The sequence below is a fragment of the Pseudomonas sivasensis genome (assembly GCF_052938085.1).
In genome coordinates, this window is sequence record NZ_CP176442.1 from 5,503,591 (window position 1) to 5,522,942 (window position 19,352).

Annotated in this window: 15 protein-coding genes; 13 read left to right on the forward strand and 2 right to left on the reverse strand. The window is 60.5% G+C overall.

Annotated elements, in window-relative coordinates; translation table 11 throughout:
• Position 1: 1 nt before the first annotated feature.
• Complete coding sequence (locus ACKZ62_RS25495) at positions 2–1,069, reverse strand: DUF2333 family protein (protein WP_032887153.1); 1,068 nt, start codon at positions 1,067–1,069, stop codon at positions 2–4.
• A 299-nt stretch (positions 1,070–1,368) separates the two neighbouring features.
• Here ACKZ62_RS25495 and ACKZ62_RS25500 point away from each other — a divergent pair, with 299 nt between their 5' ends.
• The 13 genes from ACKZ62_RS25500 to ACKZ62_RS25560 all read left to right on the forward strand — a co-directional run bounded on the left by ACKZ62_RS25500 (position 1,369) and on the right by ACKZ62_RS25560 (position 18,413).
• Positions 1,369–3,039: a response regulator gene (locus ACKZ62_RS25500; RefSeq protein WP_032887154.1), complete on the forward strand. Its 1,671-nt coding sequence runs from the start codon at positions 1,369–1,371 to the stop codon at positions 3,037–3,039.
• A gap of 53 nt (positions 3,040–3,092) precedes the next feature.
• Complete coding sequence (locus ACKZ62_RS25505; RefSeq protein ID WP_447096000.1) at positions 3,093–5,054, forward strand: methyl-accepting chemotaxis protein; 1,962 nt, start codon at positions 3,093–3,095, stop codon at positions 5,052–5,054.
• Between the two features lie 307 nt (positions 5,055–5,361).
• On the forward strand, positions 5,362–5,817 hold the full coding sequence (aroQ, locus tag ACKZ62_RS25510; RefSeq protein WP_010213488.1) for a type II 3-dehydroquinate dehydratase: 456 nt from the start codon (positions 5,362–5,364) through the stop codon (positions 5,815–5,817).
• 24 nt (positions 5,818–5,841) lie between these two features.
• Entirely contained in the window at positions 5,842–6,303 is a 462-nt protein-coding gene (gene accB, locus ACKZ62_RS25515; protein ID WP_027607997.1) for an acetyl-CoA carboxylase biotin carboxyl carrier protein, read from the forward strand.
• A gap of 17 nt (positions 6,304–6,320) precedes the next feature.
• Positions 6,321–7,682 (forward strand): acetyl-CoA carboxylase biotin carboxylase subunit, encoded by a 1,362-nt coding sequence (gene accC / locus ACKZ62_RS25520; RefSeq protein WP_003188188.1) that lies wholly within the window; start codon positions 6,321–6,323, stop codon positions 7,680–7,682.
• Between the two features lie 276 nt (positions 7,683–7,958).
• Positions 7,959–8,837: a 50S ribosomal protein L11 methyltransferase gene (prmA, locus tag ACKZ62_RS25525; RefSeq protein ID WP_032890627.1), complete on the forward strand. Its 879-nt coding sequence runs from the start codon at positions 7,959–7,961 to the stop codon at positions 8,835–8,837.
• 30 nt (positions 8,838–8,867) lie between these two features.
• Positions 8,868–10,100, forward strand: coding sequence for a DUF3426 domain-containing protein (locus ACKZ62_RS25530; protein ID WP_447096001.1), 1,233 nt, complete (start codon positions 8,868–8,870; stop codon positions 10,098–10,100).
• Between the two features lie 185 nt (positions 10,101–10,285).
• Positions 10,286–11,299 (forward strand): tRNA dihydrouridine synthase DusB, encoded by a 1,014-nt coding sequence (dusB, locus tag ACKZ62_RS25535; RefSeq protein WP_017527884.1) that lies wholly within the window; start codon positions 10,286–10,288, stop codon positions 11,297–11,299.
• Positions 11,296–11,616, forward strand: a complete 321-nt coding sequence (fis, locus tag ACKZ62_RS25540) for a DNA-binding transcriptional regulator Fis (protein ID WP_032890623.1) — start codon at positions 11,296–11,298, stop codon at positions 11,614–11,616. Before dusB ends, fis begins: the two co-directional genes overlap by 4 nt.
• A gap of 81 nt (positions 11,617–11,697) precedes the next feature.
• Entirely contained in the window at positions 11,698–13,305 is a 1,608-nt protein-coding gene (gene purH / locus ACKZ62_RS25545; RefSeq protein WP_032890621.1) for a bifunctional phosphoribosylaminoimidazolecarboxamide formyltransferase/IMP cyclohydrolase, read from the forward strand.
• 177 nt (positions 13,306–13,482) lie between these two features.
• Positions 13,483–14,775, forward strand: a complete 1,293-nt coding sequence (purD, locus tag ACKZ62_RS25550; RefSeq protein WP_032890619.1) for a phosphoribosylamine--glycine ligase — start codon at positions 13,483–13,485, stop codon at positions 14,773–14,775.
• A gap of 101 nt (positions 14,776–14,876) precedes the next feature.
• Positions 14,877–17,651, forward strand: a complete 2,775-nt coding sequence (locus tag ACKZ62_RS25555) for a hybrid sensor histidine kinase/response regulator (protein ID WP_032890617.1) — start codon at positions 14,877–14,879, stop codon at positions 17,649–17,651.
• A gap of 165 nt (positions 17,652–17,816) precedes the next feature.
• The gene (locus ACKZ62_RS25560; RefSeq protein ID WP_032890615.1) at positions 17,817–18,413 is read left to right on the forward strand and encodes a type III secretion system genes modulator TspR; all 597 of its coding nucleotides are present in this window, start codon (positions 17,817–17,819) and stop codon (positions 18,411–18,413) included.
• Here the strand turns inward: ACKZ62_RS25560 and ACKZ62_RS25565 are convergent.
• Positions 18,410–19,189, reverse strand: a complete 780-nt coding sequence (locus ACKZ62_RS25565; RefSeq protein WP_442116468.1) for a hypothetical protein — start codon at positions 19,187–19,189, stop codon at positions 18,410–18,412. The two genes, ACKZ62_RS25560 and ACKZ62_RS25565, sit on opposite strands and share 4 nt — an antisense overlap.
• Between the last annotated feature and the right edge of the window lie 163 nt (positions 19,190–19,352).

Genomic DNA, 19,352 nt, shown 5'->3' on the forward strand with positions numbered 1-19,352 from the left:
ATCAACCCTGGTTAAGCAGCTGACGCAGATCAATCACCGCAGCGTTGGCCCGCGAGATGTAGTTGGCCATCACCAGCGAGTGGTTCGCCAGTACGCCGAAGCCGCTGCCGTTGAGGATCATCGGGCTCCAGACAGGTTCTTGGGAGGCTTCCAGCTCACGGATGATCTGGCGCACGCTGACCGTGGCGTTTTTCTTGGCCAGTACGTCGGCGAAGTCAACTTCGATAGCGCGCAGCAGATGGGACAGTGCCCATGCCTGGCCACGGGCTTCGTAGAACACGTTGTCGATCTGCATCCATGGGGTTTCCACCACTTCTTCGTCGACCTGCGGCACTTCACCCGGTGCCAGGGCTTCGGTTTTCAGTGCGGTGTTCAATTTGACCCGGCCCACGCTGGCCGACAGGCGTTGGGACAACGAACCCAGACGGGTAGCAACATCACCCAGCCAGTTGTTCAGGTTGTCGGCACGCGAATAGAACAGTGCGCCGCGTTGGTTGGGGTCGGACAGGCGCGCTTCATAGCGGTTCAGGGAGTTGATGCCTTCCTGATACTCCGACTCGCTCGATGGCAGCACCCAGCTCTTGTTGTCGAAGTTGAAGCGCGGCTCGGCCTTCGCCAAGTCGGCGTCTTCAGCCGACTGCGACTGGGAACGGGCGAAATCTTTACGCAAGGCACGGGTCAGGTCGCGCACTTGCACCAGCACGCCGTATTCCCAGCTCGGCATGTTGTCCATCCACAGGCCCGGCGGGAAACGGTCGTTGGAAATATAGCCACCTGGCTTGTTCAGCAAGGTGCCGACCACGGTCTTGAGGGTTTCGACGGTGGTATAGCCCACCACCATCTGCTTGCCTTCTTTCTCGGCAGCAATTTGCGCATTCTGCTGGACCGGGAACAGCGCCGGCTCTTCGCTCCAGTACCAACCCAGGGCACCTGTGACCAACAGGTACAGGCCAAGCACGCTAAGCAGCGCCCGACTCATCAGCAGGGTACGAAAATAGCTGCGGTTGGCCGACTTTGGCTCAGGGGCGGGGCCTTTGGCACTGCCTGCGCGGTTTTTCCAGTCCAGCATGGCGATATCCTTTCAATCACTTGAGTTCATGCACTTGAATTGACGGCGTGCGTTCAAACACTCCGACCACAACCCTACCCCATCGTGCCCGCCCATGCGGGGCTTTTCACCAAACTGGCGCGCGGGAAGCATTCGACTATAAAGGATGCACGCGTTTTACGCTGTGCGACTGTCAGGTCATTAACTGAATATCGCCGACATGCAGTTAATTGACATATGACACTCATCCCGTTGACAAGAGGTGCTAGCATAGAGCCATCAGTTCGACCTCAGCATGCACCCTTACTAGTAGTCAGGATATGACCGAGCCAGAAGACCCCAGCCGTGAGCGTCTCAAGCAGCATTTTGCCCAGCGGGTAATTCATCAGGCACGTCAAATTCTTGAGATCTGGCAGCGCCTGCAACGCAGCGAATGGTCAGGCGCCGACCTCTCAGAACTCAGTGAGGCCAACCTGCGCCTGCTGCGCTTCGCTGAGCGTTTTGAGCAGCCTGAACACGGCCAGTTGGCACGCAACATCGGTGAATCACTCAAAGCTGTTGATGAAAATCGTGGCCGCCTGAGCAGCCAACTGATCACCGAACTCAACCGCTTGATGCAGCGCCTGTCCCGCACCGGCCTGCGCCAGGGCGACCAGCTGGAACAAACCTTCCTGCCGCCGATGCGCAAGCCGATCTACGTGATGCTGGCCGATCACGACCGCGCTGAGCGCCTGGCCAAGCAGCTGGAATTTTTTGGTATGAGCGCCCAATCTCTGGACAGCGTGGCAGCGTTTCGCGCGTCCATGGCCGAGCGCCTGCCGTCGGCAATCGTGATGGACGTGGATTTCTGCGGCCCAGGCCTGGGCCTCAAGCTCGCTGCCGAAGCCCAGGAAGGCCTGGAGCAAAAGCTGCCGCTGTTATTTTTCAGCCTGCACGAAACCGATACCCCGACCCGCCTGGCCGCCGTGCGCGCCGGTGGCCAGGAGTTTTTGACCGGCACACTGGAAGCCTCCAGCCTGCTGGAAAAAATCGAAGTGCTGACCTGCGTCGCCCAGTACGAGCCCTATAAAGTGCTGATCATCGACGACTCGCGCGCCCAGGCGCTGCACACCGAGCGCTTACTCAACAGCGCCGGGATCGTCACCCGCACCTTGATTGAGCCGATCCAGGCCATGGCGGAACTGGCGGACTTCCAGCCCGACCTGATCATCCTCGACATGTACATGCCCGCCTGCACCGGCACCGAACTGGCCAAGGTGATCCGCCATAACGACCGCTATGTGAGCGTGCCGATCATTTACTTGTCGGCCGAAGACGACCTCGACAAGCAATTGGATGCGATGAGCGAAGGCGGTGACGACTTCCTCACCAAGCCGATCAAACCGCGCCACCTGATCACCACCGTGCGCAACCGCGCCGCCCGCGCCCGCCACCTCAAGGCGCGAATGGTGCGCGACAGCCTGACCGGGCTGTACAACCACACCCATATCCTGCAATTGCTCGAAGACTGCAGCTTCCGCGCGCGCCGCGAGAACAAGCCGCTGAGCTTTGCCATGCTCGACATCGACCACTTCAAGCGCGTGAATGACAGTCACGGCCACCCGATGGGCGACCGCGTAATCAAGAGCCTGGCGCTGTTTCTCAAGCAGCGTTTGCGCAAGACCGACTACATCGGGCGCTACGGCGGTGAAGAATTCGCCATCGTGATGCCCGACACCGACCTGGAGTCGGCCTGCAAGGTGCTGGATGAAATCCGCGGGCGCTTTGCCGAAATCCACTATCCGGCACAACCCCAGGACTTGTGGTGCACTTTCAGCGCCGGGCTGGTTGAGTTGTGCGACGGCTCCGACAGCCTGATGATGGCCGCCCAGGCCGACGAGGCGCTGTATCGCGCCAAGCATGCCGGACGCAACCGTGTGCAAGCCGCGCGCGCATCAAAGCAAAGTGCCACCTTTTCACCGGAATCCACTGATTCCGTCATAACGCTGTAATGAAAACGCAATAACTTCAGGCACTTACCTTTTGCTGTCGGTTGAAACCACGCATGCGCCTGAAGCTGCTGACCAATCTCAATACCCTTCTTCTGGTGGCCGTGTGCCTGGCACTTGGGGCGACGCTGTGGTGGTCGCAGCGGGCGCTTGAACGGCCGTATTTGCTGATGGAGCGCTACCTGGGGTTGTCCCAGACGTTCCAAAACCTAGCTGCGCGCAATATCGACGAGTACCTTGCGAGCGGCGACGCCCTGCGCCTGAGCAGCGCCAGCCAAAGCCTGGAAAACCTGCTGCAACATCTGGATGATTTGCCCGCTGATCTGGCGCAGAACCTGCGCCCCAGCCTGGTAGCCCTGGATGCGTTCAGCAAGACCGACTTGCTGGCCGCCGGCAAGCTGGCCGGCGACCCACAAGCGTTGCTGCTGCAAGCAGAACGCGAATTGGGCGCCAATCTGGACCAGTTGAGCCAGTACGCCATCAGCGTCAATTCCCCTGAAGCCGCACGCTACTTGTCGCCACTGCTGACCGCGTCCCAGCACCTGGGCAGGTTGTCCCTGGCCCGCGACAAGCTGGTGAGCAGCGGGCGCGCGGAGTTGGCCGATGATGTTGAGCGCGAAGTCGCCACTATTCGCGCCCAAGCCGACGTACTGGGGCAACTGCCATTGCTTGGCGTCAAAGCCAGCAGCGAATCCAACACCGATGATTTTTCCGCCTTGATGGGCCTGGAAAATACTGAAAAAACCGAAGCCCAAGACACCGGCGTCGACCTCAAGCGCGAGCTCAACAGCCTGCTGACCCGCTACCCCGCCGAACTCAAGCGCACCCGCGAACAGATCCAGCAACGCGCCGACCTGGCCGCCAGCACCCACCAGAAGATCAACGCCGTGCAACAGGCCATCGCCGGACTTGAACCTGTCGTGCGCGCACAACATGGGCTCATCCAAGGCGAAGTACGCCTGATGCAAGGGGTGATGATCGGCCTGATCCTGCTGATCGCGCTGTTGATCGACACCCTGCAACGCCGCTTGGCACGGGTGCTGACCAATTTGGCACCCGCTCTATCCACCTGGGCCGAAGGCAACTTCAGCCAGCCGATCGCACTGGGCAAGACCAACCGCGAACTGCGCGACATCGAAGCCTCTCTGAACCGTTTGCGCGCTTACTTGGTGGACTTGGTGGGCACCATTCGCGGCAATGCCGAAGAAGTGGCCGGCAGCAGCCGCGCCCTCGCCGAACTGAGCAGCGGCCTGCATGACGGCGCTGAACGCCAGGCGGGCGACACGGCGCAAATCCGCGACTCCCTGGGCGAACTCGAAGCGACCATCCAACAGGTCGCCGGCGATGCCAGCCAAGCCGCCAGCGCCAGCCGCAGTGCGGGCCAGGCGGTGGAACAAGGCCAGCGGGTGATCGGCCTGAGCCTGACCGGTTTGCATGCGTTGGTCGGCGAAGTGCAGCAAAACGCGCAGATGATCGAGAAACTTGCTGAAGAGTCCGCCACCATCGGCGGCGTGCTCACCGTTATTCGCTCGATTGCCGACCAGACCAACTTGCTGGCACTCAACGCCGCCATCGAAGCCGCCCGCGCCGGGGAGGCCGGACGTGGATTTGCTGTGGTCGCGGACGAAGTACGTACCCTCGCCCAGCGCACCGCCGGCGCCACCGCCGAAATCCAGGGTTTGATCACCGGCCTGCAAAACGCCGCCCACCAGTCAGTGGAGGGCATGCGCGCCCAGGTCGAACACGCCGAATCCACCGCCCAGCAAGCTCAAGCGGCTGACGGCGCACTGGATGAAATCGTCGGGGCAATCCAGACCATTTCCGACACCGCTGTGCGGATTGCCGATGTGACGGCGCAGCAGAGTGGTGCGGTGAGCGAGATTCGCGATAACAGTGAGCGGATTCATCAGCTGGGTGAGGATAATTTGCTGCGCATCGGCCAAGGCCGAAGCCAGGGCGAGCACCTGTTGGTACTGGGTGGGCAGCTAAATACGGCTGTGCAGGCGTTCCGCGTCTGACCTGCCCCATGCAGATCCAAAATCAAATGAAGATCAACATGTGGGAGGGGGCTTGCTCCCGATTGCGGTGTGTCAGTCTCAGCACCTGTAACTGATCCACCGCTATCGGGAGCAAGCCCCCTCCCACATTTGATCTCCACGGGATTCAAGGGCGTATTACCAATGACCAGATCTCGACCACCAGTCACAAATTTTGCGCAATCCTCGCTAATCGTGCTGCCTACTGCATAGAACTGGACAGTCACAAAGGCTTTGCGGCATAGTCGCCGGGTTCTGCCGTACTCCCATCAATAACAAGGAACAGCCGATGGCGACCCTACTGGTTCTTCACGGACCCAACCTGAACCTGCTCGGCACCCGCGAACCGGGCGTCTACGGGGCTGTGACCCTGGATCAGATCAACCTTGATCTGGAGCGACGGGCTCGTGAAGCTGGCCACCATCTGCTCTACCTGCAAAGCAATGCCGAGTACGAATTGATTGATCGCATCCACGCCGCGCGCGGCGAAGGTGTGGACTTCATCCTGATCAATCCCGCCGCTTTTACGCACACAAGTGTTGCATTACGTGACGCGCTGCTGGCGGTGAGCATCCCATTCATCGAAGTGCATTTATCGAACGTGCATAAACGCGAAGCTTTCCGCCATCACTCGTACTTCTCCGACGTAGCGGTAGGAGTGATCTGCGGCCTTGGCGCCAGCGGTTACCGACTGGCCCTGGAGGCCGCCCTGGAACAACTTGAACAACCGGCCAAGCGCCCCTGACCGACCCTTGGGAGTTGATGATTCATGGATATCCGTAAAGTTAAGAAACTGATCGAACTGCTGGAAGAATCCGGTATCGACGAGCTGGAAATCAAGGAAGGCGAAGAGTCCGTCCGGATCAGCCGCCACAGCAAGACCCCGGCCCAACAGTTCTACGCGCCACAGATGCAAGCACCGGCTCCGGCCGCTGCACCTGCTGCCGCGCCAGCCGCTGCCGCCGCACCTGCTGCCCCGGCCGCGCCTGCACTGAACGGCTTCGTGGTCAAATCGCCAATGGTCGGTACGTTCTACCGTACCCCGGCACCGACCTCGCCAGCCTTCGTTGAAGTCGGCAAGACTGTGAAAGTGGGCGACACCATCTGCATCGTTGAAGCGATGAAAATGATGAACCACATCACCGCTGAAAAAGCCGGCGTCATCGAATCCATCCTGGTAGAAAACGGTCAGCCGGTTGAGTACGACCAGCCGCTGTTCACCATCGTTTGAACCGCGGAGCGCCTTCGATGTTGAAACCTGCGAAGAAACTGCAAAAAGTCCTGATCGCCAACCGCGGCGAGATCGCGCTGCGGATCCTGCGCGCCTGTAAGGAAGAGGGCATCAAGACCGTCGCTGTTTACTCGACGGCCGATACCGAATTGATGCACGTGAAACTGGCGGACGAAAGCATCTGCATCGGCCCGCCACTGGCCACGAACTCGTACCTGAAAGTCTCGAACATCATCGCCGCGGCTGAAGTGACCGGCGCTGATGGCATCCACCCGGGCTACGGCTTCCTCGCGGAAAACGCCGATTTCGCCGAACAGGTGGAAAAATCCGGGTTTGCCTTCATTGGCCCGAAAGCCGAAACCATTCGCCTGATGGGCGACAAGGTATCGGCCAAGGACGCCATGATCGCAGCCGGCGTACCAACCGTTCCTGGTTCCGACGGCCCACTGCCTGAAGACGAGGAAACCGCTCTGCGCATTGGTCGCGAAGTCGGTTACCCAGTGATCATCAAGGCCGCCGGTGGCGGTGGTGGTCGCGGCATGCGCGTGGTGCACAAGGAAGAAGACCTGATCGAAGCAGCCAAGCAGACCCGTTCCGAAGCGGGTGCCTGGTTCGGCAACCCGATGGTCTACCTGGAAAAGTACCTGACCAACCCACGTCACGTGGAAGTGCAGGTTCTGTCCGACGGCCAAGGCCACGCCATCCACCTGGGCGACCGCGATTGCTCGCTGCAACGTCGTCACCAGAAGGTGTTGGAAGAAGCGCCGGCACCAGGCCTGGATGAAAAGGCTCGCCAGGAAGTTCTGGCCCGCTGCGTCAAGGCGTGCATCGACATCAACTACCGTGGCGCCGGTACCTTCGAGTTCCTCTACGAGAACGGCCGCTTCTACTTCATCGAGATGAACACTCGTGTGCAGGTAGAGCACCCGGTTTCGGAGATGGTTACCGGTATCGACATCGTCAAGGAGATGCTGAGCATCGCCGCTGGCAACGTGCTGTCCTTCACCCAGGACGACGTGAAGATGCATGGCCACTCCCTGGAGTGCCGCATCAACGCCGAAGACCCGAAAACCTTTATCCCAAGCCCTGGCCTGGTCAAGCATTTCCACGCGCCCGGCGGCAACGGCGTACGTGTGGATTCGCACCTGTACAGCGGCTACAAGGTTCCGTCCAACTACGACTCGCTGATCGGCAAGCTGATCACCTGGGGCGCCACCCGCGACGAGGCCATGGCCCGTATGCGTAACGCCCTGGACGAAATCGTGGTTGACGGCATCAAGACCAACATCCCGCTGCATCGGGACCTGGTTCGTGATGAAGGCTTCTGCGAAGGTGGTGTGAACATTCACTACCTGGAACACAAACTGGCCAACCAGTAAGTGCTCCACCCAACAAAACCGCCTTCGGGCGGTTTTGTTGTTTCTGCACACCTGTTTTCCAGGATGCACACAGTCCAAATGTGGGAGGGGCTTGCTCCCGATAGCGGTGGATCAGTTACAGATACTGAGGCTGGCAGACTGCAATCGGGAGCAAGCCCCCTCCCACATTTGGTCCGCATTCACTCAGTAATGTCGTCTTATGCTGTTCGCTCGCGTAAACTTGCGCGCTTTCGCGACCTCGCTCGTCGCACACTCATTTTTTCAAAGGTGCCCGCCATGCCTTGGCTGCAAGTCCGTCTCGCCATCAGCCCAGAACAAGCCGAAACCTACGAAGACGCTTTCCTCGAAGTGGGCGCCGTCTCGGTGACCTTCATGGACGCCGAAGACCAACCGATCTTCGAACCGGAACTCAACACCACCCCGCTGTGGTCCCACACTCACCTGCTGGCCCTGTTCGAAGACGGCACCGATGCCGCCGCCGTGCTGGCCCATATGGAACTGCTCACCGGCGGCCCGCTGCCTGAGCATCACAGCGAAGTGATCGAAGACCAGGACTGGGAGCGCAGCTGGATGGATAACTTCCAGCCGATGCGTTTCGGTCAGCGTCTGTGGATCGTGCCGAGCTGGCATGCCGCCCCAGAGCCTGACGCGGTCAACCTGCTGCTCGACCCCGGCCTAGCGTTCGGCACCGGCACCCACCCCACCACCGCACTGTGCCTGGAATGGCTCGACGGCCAGGACCTGACCGACAGCAACGTGCTGGACTTCGGCTGCGGCTCGGGGATCCTGGCGATTGCCGCCCTGCTGCTGGGCGCAAAGGAAGCCGTGGGCACCGACATCGACGTGCAGGCCCTGGAAGCCTCCCGCGATAACGCCGGGCGCAACAACATTCCTGAAGGCAAATTCCCGCTCTACCTGCCTGAAGACCTGCCCCAGGTGCAGGCCGATGTGCTGGTGGCGAATATCCTCGCCGGGCCGCTGGTTTCCCTGGCACCGCAACTGTCGAGCCTGGTTAAGCCGGGTGGGCGTCTGGCGCTGTCGGGCATCCTTGCCGAGCAAGGCGAAGATGTCGCTGCCGCCTATGCCCAGGATTTCGAGCTGGATCCGATCGCTAACCGCGATGGCTGGGTACGCATCAGCGGGCGTCGGCGCTAGAATGAGCGCTTGCCTGAATCGGATGGCCGCATGACCGACAGTTTCGTCACCCAGTGCCCGCATTGCCAAACACGCTTTCGCGTCAACCACGCTCAATTGAGCGTGGCCCGTGGCGTTGTGCGCTGCGGCTCGTGCCTGCAAGTGTTCAACGCGGCTCGCCAGTTGCTGGAGCAGCGCGCCCATGCGCCGGAGCTTGAACAACCGGTGATCGCGCTGCCCCCTGAGGCACCGCGCGCCATCAGCCAAAAGCAATGGACCGCCGAAGAGCTGGACCTCGACAATCTGGACCTGGACGAAGAACTGGCCAAGCTGGAGCGCCGCGAGATTCAGCACACGCTGCCCGTGGGCGCGGAGCGTCGCCAACCGGGTGCCGAGCGCAGGCAGAAAGAAGACGCCCTTAGCGCCAGCCGCGAGACCGTCAAGGCCGAAGAAGAAAAATGGGCCGCCAGCCTGTTCAGCGAGCCGCCTGAAGAGCGCACCAACGTCTCGGAAGACGAGCCGGAATCGACCAAAGTCCCAGCAACCAAGCAGCGCACCGAACCGTCCATGTCGCATCACATCGACACTATCGACGACGAAACGCCGTTGCGCGCTTCGCCCGATGATGACGACATCGACCCACCGTTCACCCCGCTCACCCAGTCAGCGGACGAACCGGAACCCGAAGAGCGCCCCCAGTTTCGCCGCAAACGCCCACGCCCCGAGGCCGGCGTTCACGACGACCTGCTTCAGGACCTCGAAGACGATCCGCTGCACCTGTACGCGCAAAAACGCCCGCAGGGCTTGGGCCGCCGCCTGATCTGGATGCTGCTGGTGCTGATCGCCGCGGCCGGTCTGGCAGGCCAGTACATTGCCTACCAATTCGACGACCTGGCCCGCCAGGACGCTTACCGCCCATGGTTCCAGCAACTGTGCCCCACACTGGGCTGCACGGTGCCGTCCCGGGTCGATATCGCCCACATTAAGAGCAGCAACCTGGTGGTGCGCAGCCACCCGGAATTCGCGGGAGCGCTGGTGGTGGATGCGATCATCTATAACCGCGCGACGTTCTCCCAGCCCTTTCCGCTGCTGGAGCTGCGTTTTGCCGACCTCAATGGCAGCCTGATTGCCAGTCGTCGCTTCAAACCCGCCGAATACCTCAGCGGCGAGTTGGCCGGTGTTAGCGAAATGCCATCTCAGACCCCGATCCATATCTCCTTGGACATCCTTGATCCGGGCAACAAAGCCGTGAATTACAGCCTGAGCTTCCACTCGCCCGAGTGAGGCGACCCATGCGCCGAAGCTTGACGGTGGATTATTGACTCGGCGCCGCGCATCCAAACCGGTGGCGATAAAGAAATAACTGTTCAGATTTTATCCAATCCAGCCTTTATCCAGTCATCGAGAGCGGGTATCATGCCAACCCTTTTTCGAACTCTAATGATCCGGCCCCACAACAGGGAAGTCCTATGTCGGCGGTACGCATCGGCCCATATACATTGCAGAACGGCTTGATCCTCGCCCCAATGGCGGGCGTCACCGACCAGCCCTTTCGTCAGCTGTGCAAGCGTTTGGGCGCGGGTCTTGTAGTCTCGGAAATGGTCACCAGCGACATGAGCTTGTGGAACACCCGCAAATCGCGGATGCGCATGATCCACGAAGGTGATCCCGAGCCCCGCTCGGTACAGATCGCCGGCGGTGATGCGCAAATGCTGGCGGATGCGGCCCGAGCCAATGTGGAGTTGGGCGCACAGATTATCGACATCAACATGGGCTGCCCGGCCAAGAAGGTCTGCAACAAGGCCGCCGGTTCCGCACTATTGAAAGATGAGCAGTTGGTTGCCGAGATCCTGCAGGCCGTTGTCGCCGCAGTGGATGTGCCGGTAACCCTGAAGATTCGTACCGGCTGGGACCGGGACAACAAAAACGGCCTGACGGTGGCGAAGATCGCCGAACAGGCAGGCATTACAGCGCTGGCAGTGCATGGCCGCACACGCGCCGATCTATACACCGGTGAAGCCGAGTACGACACCATTGCCGCAATCAAGCAGGCAGTGTCGATGCCCGTGTTTGCCAATGGCGACATCGACTCAGCCGAAAAAGCCCGGCGCGTGCTGCACGCCACCGGTGCCGATGGTTTGTTGATTGGCCGGGCCGCCCAGGGGCGTCCATGGATTTTTCGTGAGATCGAACATTTTCTGCGTACCGGTGAAGTCTTGCCTGCGCCGGAGTTGGTCGAGGTGGAACGTATTCTGCTTGAGCATCTGGCTGCACTTCACACCTTCTATGGAGACGTGATGGGCGTGCGCATTGCTCGCAAGCATGTGGGTTGGTATCTCGCAACCCTGCCGGGCGCCAGGGAGTTTCGCGCCGGGTTCAATCGTTTGGATGAAACGCAAGCACAGGTCACCGCCGTTCGTGAGTTTTTTGCCGAGCGAGACAAGAGCCTGAGAGCAGGGGACGGAGAAGGGGTGGCCGCATGACGATGATGACCGAGACTTTAGTGAGTGGAACAACACCCGTGAGCGACAACGTCAATTTGAAACAGCACCTCAACACGCCGAGCGAAGAAGGCCAGACCCTTCGCGGGAGTGTCGAGAAGGCGCTGCATAATTATTTCGCCCACCTTGAGGGCGCTTCCGTCACGGACGTGTACAACCTGGTGCTCTCCGAAGTCGAGGCGCCATTGCTCGAATGCGTGATGAACTACGTCAAGGGCAACCAGACCAAAGCCAGTGAGCTGCTGGGCCTCAACCGTGGCACCCTGCGTAAAAAGCTCAAACAATACGATTTGCTGTAAGCATTCAATCCAACCAGAAAGGCGCCCGCGTAAAACCGGTCGCCTTTTTTGCTGACTCCTTTGCTTTTGATGGAAATTGAAATGACCGACCAGACTACCCGCCTGCCGATCCGCCGCGCCTTGATCAGTGTCTCCGACAAGACCGGGATCCTCGAATTTGCCCGGGAGCTGGAAGCCCTGGGCGTGGAAATCCTCTCCACAGGCGGGACCTTCAAACTGCTGCAGGACAACGGCGTGGCCGCAGTAGAAGTCGCGGACTACACCGGTTTCGCAGAAATGATGGACGGTCGGGTCAAGACCCTGCATCCGAAAATCCACGGCGGCATCCTCGGCCGTCGCGGCATCGACGACGCCATCATGACCGAGCACGGCATCAAGCCGATTGACCTGGTAGCGGTTAACCTCTACCCGTTCGAAGCCACCATCAACAAGCCAGGCTGCGACCTGCCGACCGCCATCGAGAACATCGATATCGGCGGCCCGACCATGGTTCGTTCGGCAGCCAAGAACCACAAAGACGTGGCCATCGTGGTGAACGCCGGTGACTACGCCCAAGTACTGGAAAGCCTGAAAGCCGGCGGCCTGACCTACGCCCAGCGCTTCGACCTGATGCTCAAGGCGTTCGAACACACCGCCGCCTACGACGGCATGATCGCCAACTACATGGGCACCGTTAACCAGGCCGCCGAGACCTTGAGCACAGAAGGCCGCAGCCAGTTCCCGCGCACCTTCAACAGCCAGTTCATCAAGGCCCAGGAAATGCGCTACGGCGAGAACCCGCACCAGAGCGCGGCGTTCTACGTGGAAGCCAAACCTGCCGAAGTGGGTATCGCCACTGCGACCCAACTGCAAGGCAAAGAACTGTCCTACAACAACGTGGCCGACACCGACGCCGCGCTGGAATGCGTGAAGAGCTTCGTCAAGCCGGCCTGCGTGATCGTCAAGCACGCCAACCCATGTGGCGTGGCCGTGAGCCCGGACGCGGAAGGCGGCATCCGCCAGGCGTACGAACTGGCCTACGCCACCGACACCGAGTCGGCGTTCGGCGGCATCATTGCCTTCAACCGTGAGCTGGACGCCGAGACCGCCAAGGCCATCGTCGAGCGTCAGTTCGTTGAAGTCATCATCGCCCCTTCCGTCAGCGAAGAAGCCCGCGCCATTGTGGCTGCCAAAGCTAACGTGCGTCTGTTGGCCTGCGGTGAGTGGTCGGCTGACCGCGCCGCAGCCTGGGACTACAAGCGCGTCAATGGCGGCTTGCTGGTACAGAGCCGCGACATCGGCATGATCGGCAGCGAAGACCTGAAAGTGGTGACCAAGCGCGCCCCTACCGAGCAAGAGATCAACGACCTGATCTTCGCCTGGAAAGTCGCCAAATACGTTAAATCCAACGCCATCGTCTACGCCAAGAACCGTCAGACCATCGGTGTCGGCGCTGGCCAGATGAGCCGCGTGAACTCGGCGCGTATCGCCGCGATCAAGGCTGAGCACGCTGGTTTGCAGGTTGTAGGTTCGGTGATGGCATCCGATGCGTTCTTCCCGTTCCGTGACGGCTTGGACAATGCAGCCAAGGCCGGCGTAACCGCCGTTATCCAACCGGGCGGCTCGATGCGCGACGCAGAGGTTATCGCCGCTGCTGATGAAGCTGGCATCGCCATGGTCTTCACCGGCATGCGCCACTTCCGTCACTAAACACCACTGCTTTCCTACTGTAGGAGCGAGCGGGACGCCTAGTTCTTGCTCGCGAAAAGCCCGAGAACGCCACGGGGAGTCAGATGCCCCCCGTTATCGTTGACGATCTTCGCGAGCAAGAACTAAGCGTCACCCTCGCTCCTACAGAAAGCACAGCGTTTCACAGAGGTTTTTGAAATGAATGTTTTGATCATTGGCAGCGGTGGCCGTGAACACGCCCTGGCCTGGAAAGTTGCCCAGGACCCACGTGTCCAGAAAGTTTTCGTAGCACCCGGCAACGCCGGTACCGCCATTGAAGCCAAGTGCGAAAACGTCGCCATCGACGTGCTGGCCCTTGAGCAACTGGCCGACTTCGCCGAGAAAAACGTCTCCCTGACCATCGTCGGTCCGGAAGTCCCTCTGGTCGCCGGTGTTGTGGACCTGTTCCGCAGCCGTGGCCTGGACTGCTTCGGCCCTACCGCTGGCGCTGCCCAGTTGGAAGGTTCCAAGGCTTTCACCAAGGATTTCCTGGCACGCCACAAAATCCCGACCGCCGACTACCAGAACTTCACCGAGATCGAGCCGGCCCTGGCTTACCTGCGTGAAAAAGGTGCGCCAATCGTGATCAAGGCCGATGGCCTGGCCGCCGGTAAAGGCGTGATTGTCGCCATGACCCTGCAGGAAGCCGAAGACGCCGTGCGCGACATGCTCGCCGGCAATGCCTTTGGTGACGCCGGTTCGCGCGTTGTCATCGAGGAATTCCTCGACGGCGAAGAAGCCAGCTTTATCGTGATGGTCGATGGCAAGAACGTACTGCCGATGGCCACCAGCCAGGATCACAAGCGCGTCGGCGACGGCGACAGCGGTCCGAACACCGGCGGCATGGGCGCCTACTCCCCTGCCCCGGTGGTCACCAGCGAAGTGCATCAACGCGTTATGGACCTGGTGATCTGGCCGACCGTGCGTGGCATGGCCGATGAAGGCAATGTCTACACCGGTTTCCTCTACGCCGGTCTGATGATCGACAAGGCCGGTAACCCGAAAGTCATCGAGTTCAACTGCCGCTTCGGCGATCCGGAAACCCAACCGGTGATGCTGCGCCTGCAATCGAGCCTGGTGCTGCTGGTGGAAGCCGCCCTGGCTCAAGCCCTGGACAAGGTTGAAGCACAATGGGATCCACGCCCGAGCGTTGGCATTGTGCTGGCGGCCGGCGGTTACCCTGCCGACTACGCCAAGGGCGATGTGATTGAAGGCCTCGACGCTGCCGCTGTGCTGGAAGGCAAGGTGTTCCATGCGGGCACCGCGCTCAAGGATGGCAAGGTAGTGACCGCCGGTGGCCGTGTACTGTGCGCCACGGCAATGGGTGCCAGTGTCGACGCTGCGCAGCAACAGGCTTATGCACTGGCCAAGAAGATCGACTGGAAAGGTTGCTTCTATCGCACGGACATCGGCTACCGCGCCATTGCCCGCGAGCGTGGCGAAACCCAGTAACACTAGCTATCCGTTCGGTTAGGCAAGGGCCCAAGGCCCTTGCCGTATAAGGCTGCCCCGCGCATAGTTAACCGTGCATCAACCTACGAAGGGATTTCGCCGTGCGCTGGCTCAGGATCGCCATAGGTTTCACTGTCAGTCTGCTGACGCTGCTCTGCTTGCTCCCGGCCCAGGCCGCCGCGCAAGGCAGTGGCTGGGCAGTATTGCTTGATGAACAGGCCGACCTGCAACTGAGCGACATCCGTTCGCCCCGCTACACCAATCAATTCAGCCCCATCGAACTGGACCGCGTTACTGCTGCGCAGCCGGACGGTGCGTTGTGGGTGCGGTTCAAGCTGCAACCCGGCAAGCACGAACAAGTACTGCGGATATTCGCTCCGGACCTGTCGCACCTGAGCCTCTACGTGCTGGACGGCGACACACTGGTCGAGCAACAAAGCACCGGCACCCGCCAGCCCCAGTCGGAACGCCCGTTACCCAGCAGCGACTTCATGCTACCGATGCCCCAGAGCCAGAAACCTCTTGAGGTCTACCTGCGCCTGGTGTCGGAACACGAACTTCGCCCCTATATCACCCTGGAACCGGCCGTGCTGGTCGCCGCCGACCAGACCCAGACGCTGATCTACGGCCTGCTGTTCGGCTGTCTGTTGATGCTGATCCTGCACAACCTCACACGCTTCGCTTACCACCGCTCGCGCAGCAGTCTATGGCTGGCAGCGTCCGAACTGTTGTTGATGCTCAGCCTGGCGCTGCTGCTCAACCTGGTGGGCCCATGGCTGCCGAATTGGCACGGGATTCAGACCCCTGGCGCCTACCTGGCCCTGCTGCTGACCGCACCGTGCGGGCTGATGTTCGCCTATCGTTTCTTCATGCCCCTGGGTCCACACCCGCTGAACAAATTGTTGATGGCCGATATCCTGTTTATCGTGCTGTGTGGCCTGCTGTTGTTGTTCGTCAACACCCTGCCGCTGAACATCATGACCTACGCTCTGGTGGCGCTGGCGGGCCTGAGCATGCTGTTTGTCTCGTCATATCACTGGCAGAAAGGCTACCGCCCGGCACGCTTGTTCGTAGCCGGCATGGTGGTGTTCAACATCGGCACGCTGATCATCCTCCCCGCGTTGCTGGGCCTGACGATGGTGTCGCCTCAGGGGTTGATCATCACGCTGCTGGCGTTCATCTGCCTCAGCGGTCTGTTGATGAGCCTGGCCATGGGCGAGCGCCAGCGCGCGATTGTTGAGGCTCGCTTCAGCCTCAGTCGCGACCTGGCCGCCAGCAACGCCGAGATTGCCGCCAAGGCCGAGTTCCTGGCCAAGATCAGCCACGAAATCCGTACCCCCATGAACGGCGTGCTGGGCATGACCGAGTTGCTGCTGGGCACGCCGTTGTCGGTGAAGCAGCGCGACTACGTGCAGACCATCCACAGCGCCGGCAACGAGTTGCTCACACTGATCAACGAAATCCTCGATATCTCCAAGCTCGAATCCGGCCAGATCGAGTTGGATGACGTGCAGTTCGATCTCAATGCCCTGATTGATGACTGCCTGAGCATCTTCCGCGCCAAGGCCGAGCAGCAGAATGTCGAGTTGATCAGCTTTATCCAGCCCCAAGTGCCGCGCGTCATCAGCGGTGACCCCACACGCCTGCGCCAGGCGCTGCTGAGCCTGCTGGAAAACGCCCTGCACAAGACCGATGAAGGCGAAGTGCTGATCGTCGTTGCCCTGGACGACCGCAGCACCAAGCCACGCCTGCGCATTGCCGTGCAGGACAGCGGCCTGCCGATGGAGGCCGCCGAGCGCGACGCGCTGCTGCACAGCGAACTGCACAGCAAGAACTTCCTCTCGGCCACTCGCCTGAGCGGCCACTTGGGCCTGGTGATCGCACGCCAACTGATCATGCTGATGAACGGCGAGTTCGGCATCAAGAGTGGCAGCCATCAAGGCAGCACGTTGTGGCTGACCCTGCCGCTGGACCCGGAACGCCTGGAACACCCTACCTCCGACCTCGATGGCCCGCTCAAGGGCGCACGCGTGTTGGTGGTGGACGACAACGACACCTGCCGCAAAGTGCTGGTGCAGCAGTGCACGGCCTGGGGCCTGAACGTCAGCGCGGTGCCATCGGGCAAGGAAGCCCTGGCATTGCTGCGCACCAAGGCGCACCTGCGTGATTACTTCGACGTGGTACTGCTGGACCAGAACATGCCCGGCATGACCGGCATGCAACTGGCGGCGAAGATCAAGGAAGACCCGAGCCTGAATCACGACATTCTGCTGATTATGCTCACCGGCATCAGCAACGCGCCAAGCAAGGTCATCGCGCGCAACTGTGGGATCAAACGCATCCTCGCCAAGCCGGTCGCCGGCTACACGCTCAAGACCACCCTGGCCGATGAACTGACTCAACGCAGCAAAGGCGGCGTGCAGCCTCGCCCAGTGTTGAACGCCCCGGCTGCGGTGATCGTACCGAGCGATTTCAAGATCCTGGTGGCCGAAGACAACAGCATCTCAACCAAAGTGATTCGCGGCATGCTCGGCAAACTCAACCTCAACCCGGACACCGCCAGCAACGGCGAAGAAGCGTTGGAGGCGATGAAGGCCCAGCGCTACGACCTGGTGTTGATGGACTGTGAAATGCCGGTCCTCGATGGCTTCTCGGCCACCCAGCAGCTGCGTGCGTGGGAAGTCAGCCACCAGCGCATTCGCACACCGGTAGTGGCGCTCACGGCGCATATCCTCTCGGAACACAAAGAACGCGCACGCCAGGCAGGGATGGATGGGCATATGGCCAAGCCGGTGGAATTGTCGCAGCTGCGTGAGCTGGTGGAGTTTTGGGTGGCACAGCGTCAGCAGCGGGCGGAACACAGCACGGTTTCATGATCTGGAATGCAATGCCAATGTAGGTGGGGGCTTGCCCCCGATGGCGGTGGTTCAGTGACAGGTAATCTGACTGTTACTCCGCCATCGGGAGCAAGCCCCCTCCCACATTTGAAGCCTATCGCCTGATAGACTCTCCCCCACTTTTCCTGCCGCGAGCCACTCCCCATGCTCCACGTGTTATTCAGCGTCTACCTGAAAATGCTGGTGCTCTACAGCCCGTTCTTCGTGCTGTCCTGCTTTATCAGCCTGACCCGTGGCTACTCCAGCAAAGAACGCCGACGCCTGGCCTGGAAAGTGGCGCTGGCGACCCTGGTGTCGAGCGTATTGCTCTATCTGTTCGGCCGGGTGATTTTCAGTGTGTTCGGCATCACCGTGGATGCGTTTCGCATCGGTGCCGGCAGTGTGTTGTTTATTTCGGCCCTGGGCATGGCCCAAGGCAAGTCAGCGGTGCAGACCGACAACGTGCAGCAGGACGTGACCATCGTGCCGCTGACCATTCCCCTCACCGTCGGCCCCGGCACTATCGGTGCGTTGCTGGTGATGGGCGTCAGCCAGCCCCATTGGGATGACAAGATCACTGCCATCCTCAGCATCGCCCTGGCCAGCTTCACCGTTGGCGTGGTGCTGTACCTGTCCAACCGTATTGAACGCATTCTCGGTGACCAGGGCTTGCAGATTGTCAGCCGGTTGATGGGGTTGTTCGTGTGCGCCCTCGCCGCGCAAATTATCTTTACCGGCGTGCGTGGTTATCTGGTGCCCTAAATCCGGTACTTGGCAATTGCCAACTGCACTTTGTCGCCCGCACTCTCGCGCATTAATTGGATGGTTTTTTCGTTGACCACCGAGGTATTCAGCACCAGGCAGGTTTGCCCGCTGAAGGCCTCGACCGAGGAGCTGTCCCATTCAAGGAACGGCAACCCCACCTGCTTACTCACGCTCTGAGTGCTGTAAGTCACCAGCACCATTGTCAATTCGCCGTCCGCTTCTACGCAGGACGCCAGGCCGAAATCACCGCCCTGGTGCACCGTACTGTTGCGTTTGAACAGCTCAAAGGACGCCGGTTGTTGCTTCATGGCCTCCAACGCATCGGCCGCCAGTTTAGGCAGCGCCGTGATCATTGGCCCCGAAACCGACATCGATGCCAGCATCGTGGCGATGATATTCAGGGCCGCCAACTGCACCGACAAGCCCTTGCCCGAATGTGAGACCCGCTCGAAACGGCTGCGCACCGGCAGCCAACCCAGGCTGATCATCACCTTGATAAATTCGTCGTACCAGGCCTCGGTACCTCGGTGAATCTTCAATACATCGCTGACGTAGCTGCTGGCCAACAAATAGCTTTTGCGGATGTATTCCCGGCTCAGGCCGGACAGCCCCTCGGCAAACGACATGACGCTGTTGTTCACCACGGCAGCGTTGCAATCATCCTCGGCATTGATCGCCAGCGACGGCTGCTTGCCCGGCGCACCCGGCAGTTTGTAGGCGGCGATCAACTTGCGCCTTTTCGTACTGTTGATCCTTTTGTGTTGTCGCTCCATTTCAGTTCTCCACAAGCACCCCACATGGGGCTTGCTTGAACACTAGTCCAGGGGGCGATGAGCTTTCCAGACGACAAACATCCCTTGGCCAGACACGCCAACCAACCCACCCCAGCAATCACGCGGGGGCCCCGTGAGCGCTCGGTTTTTCCTCGTGTAAAAA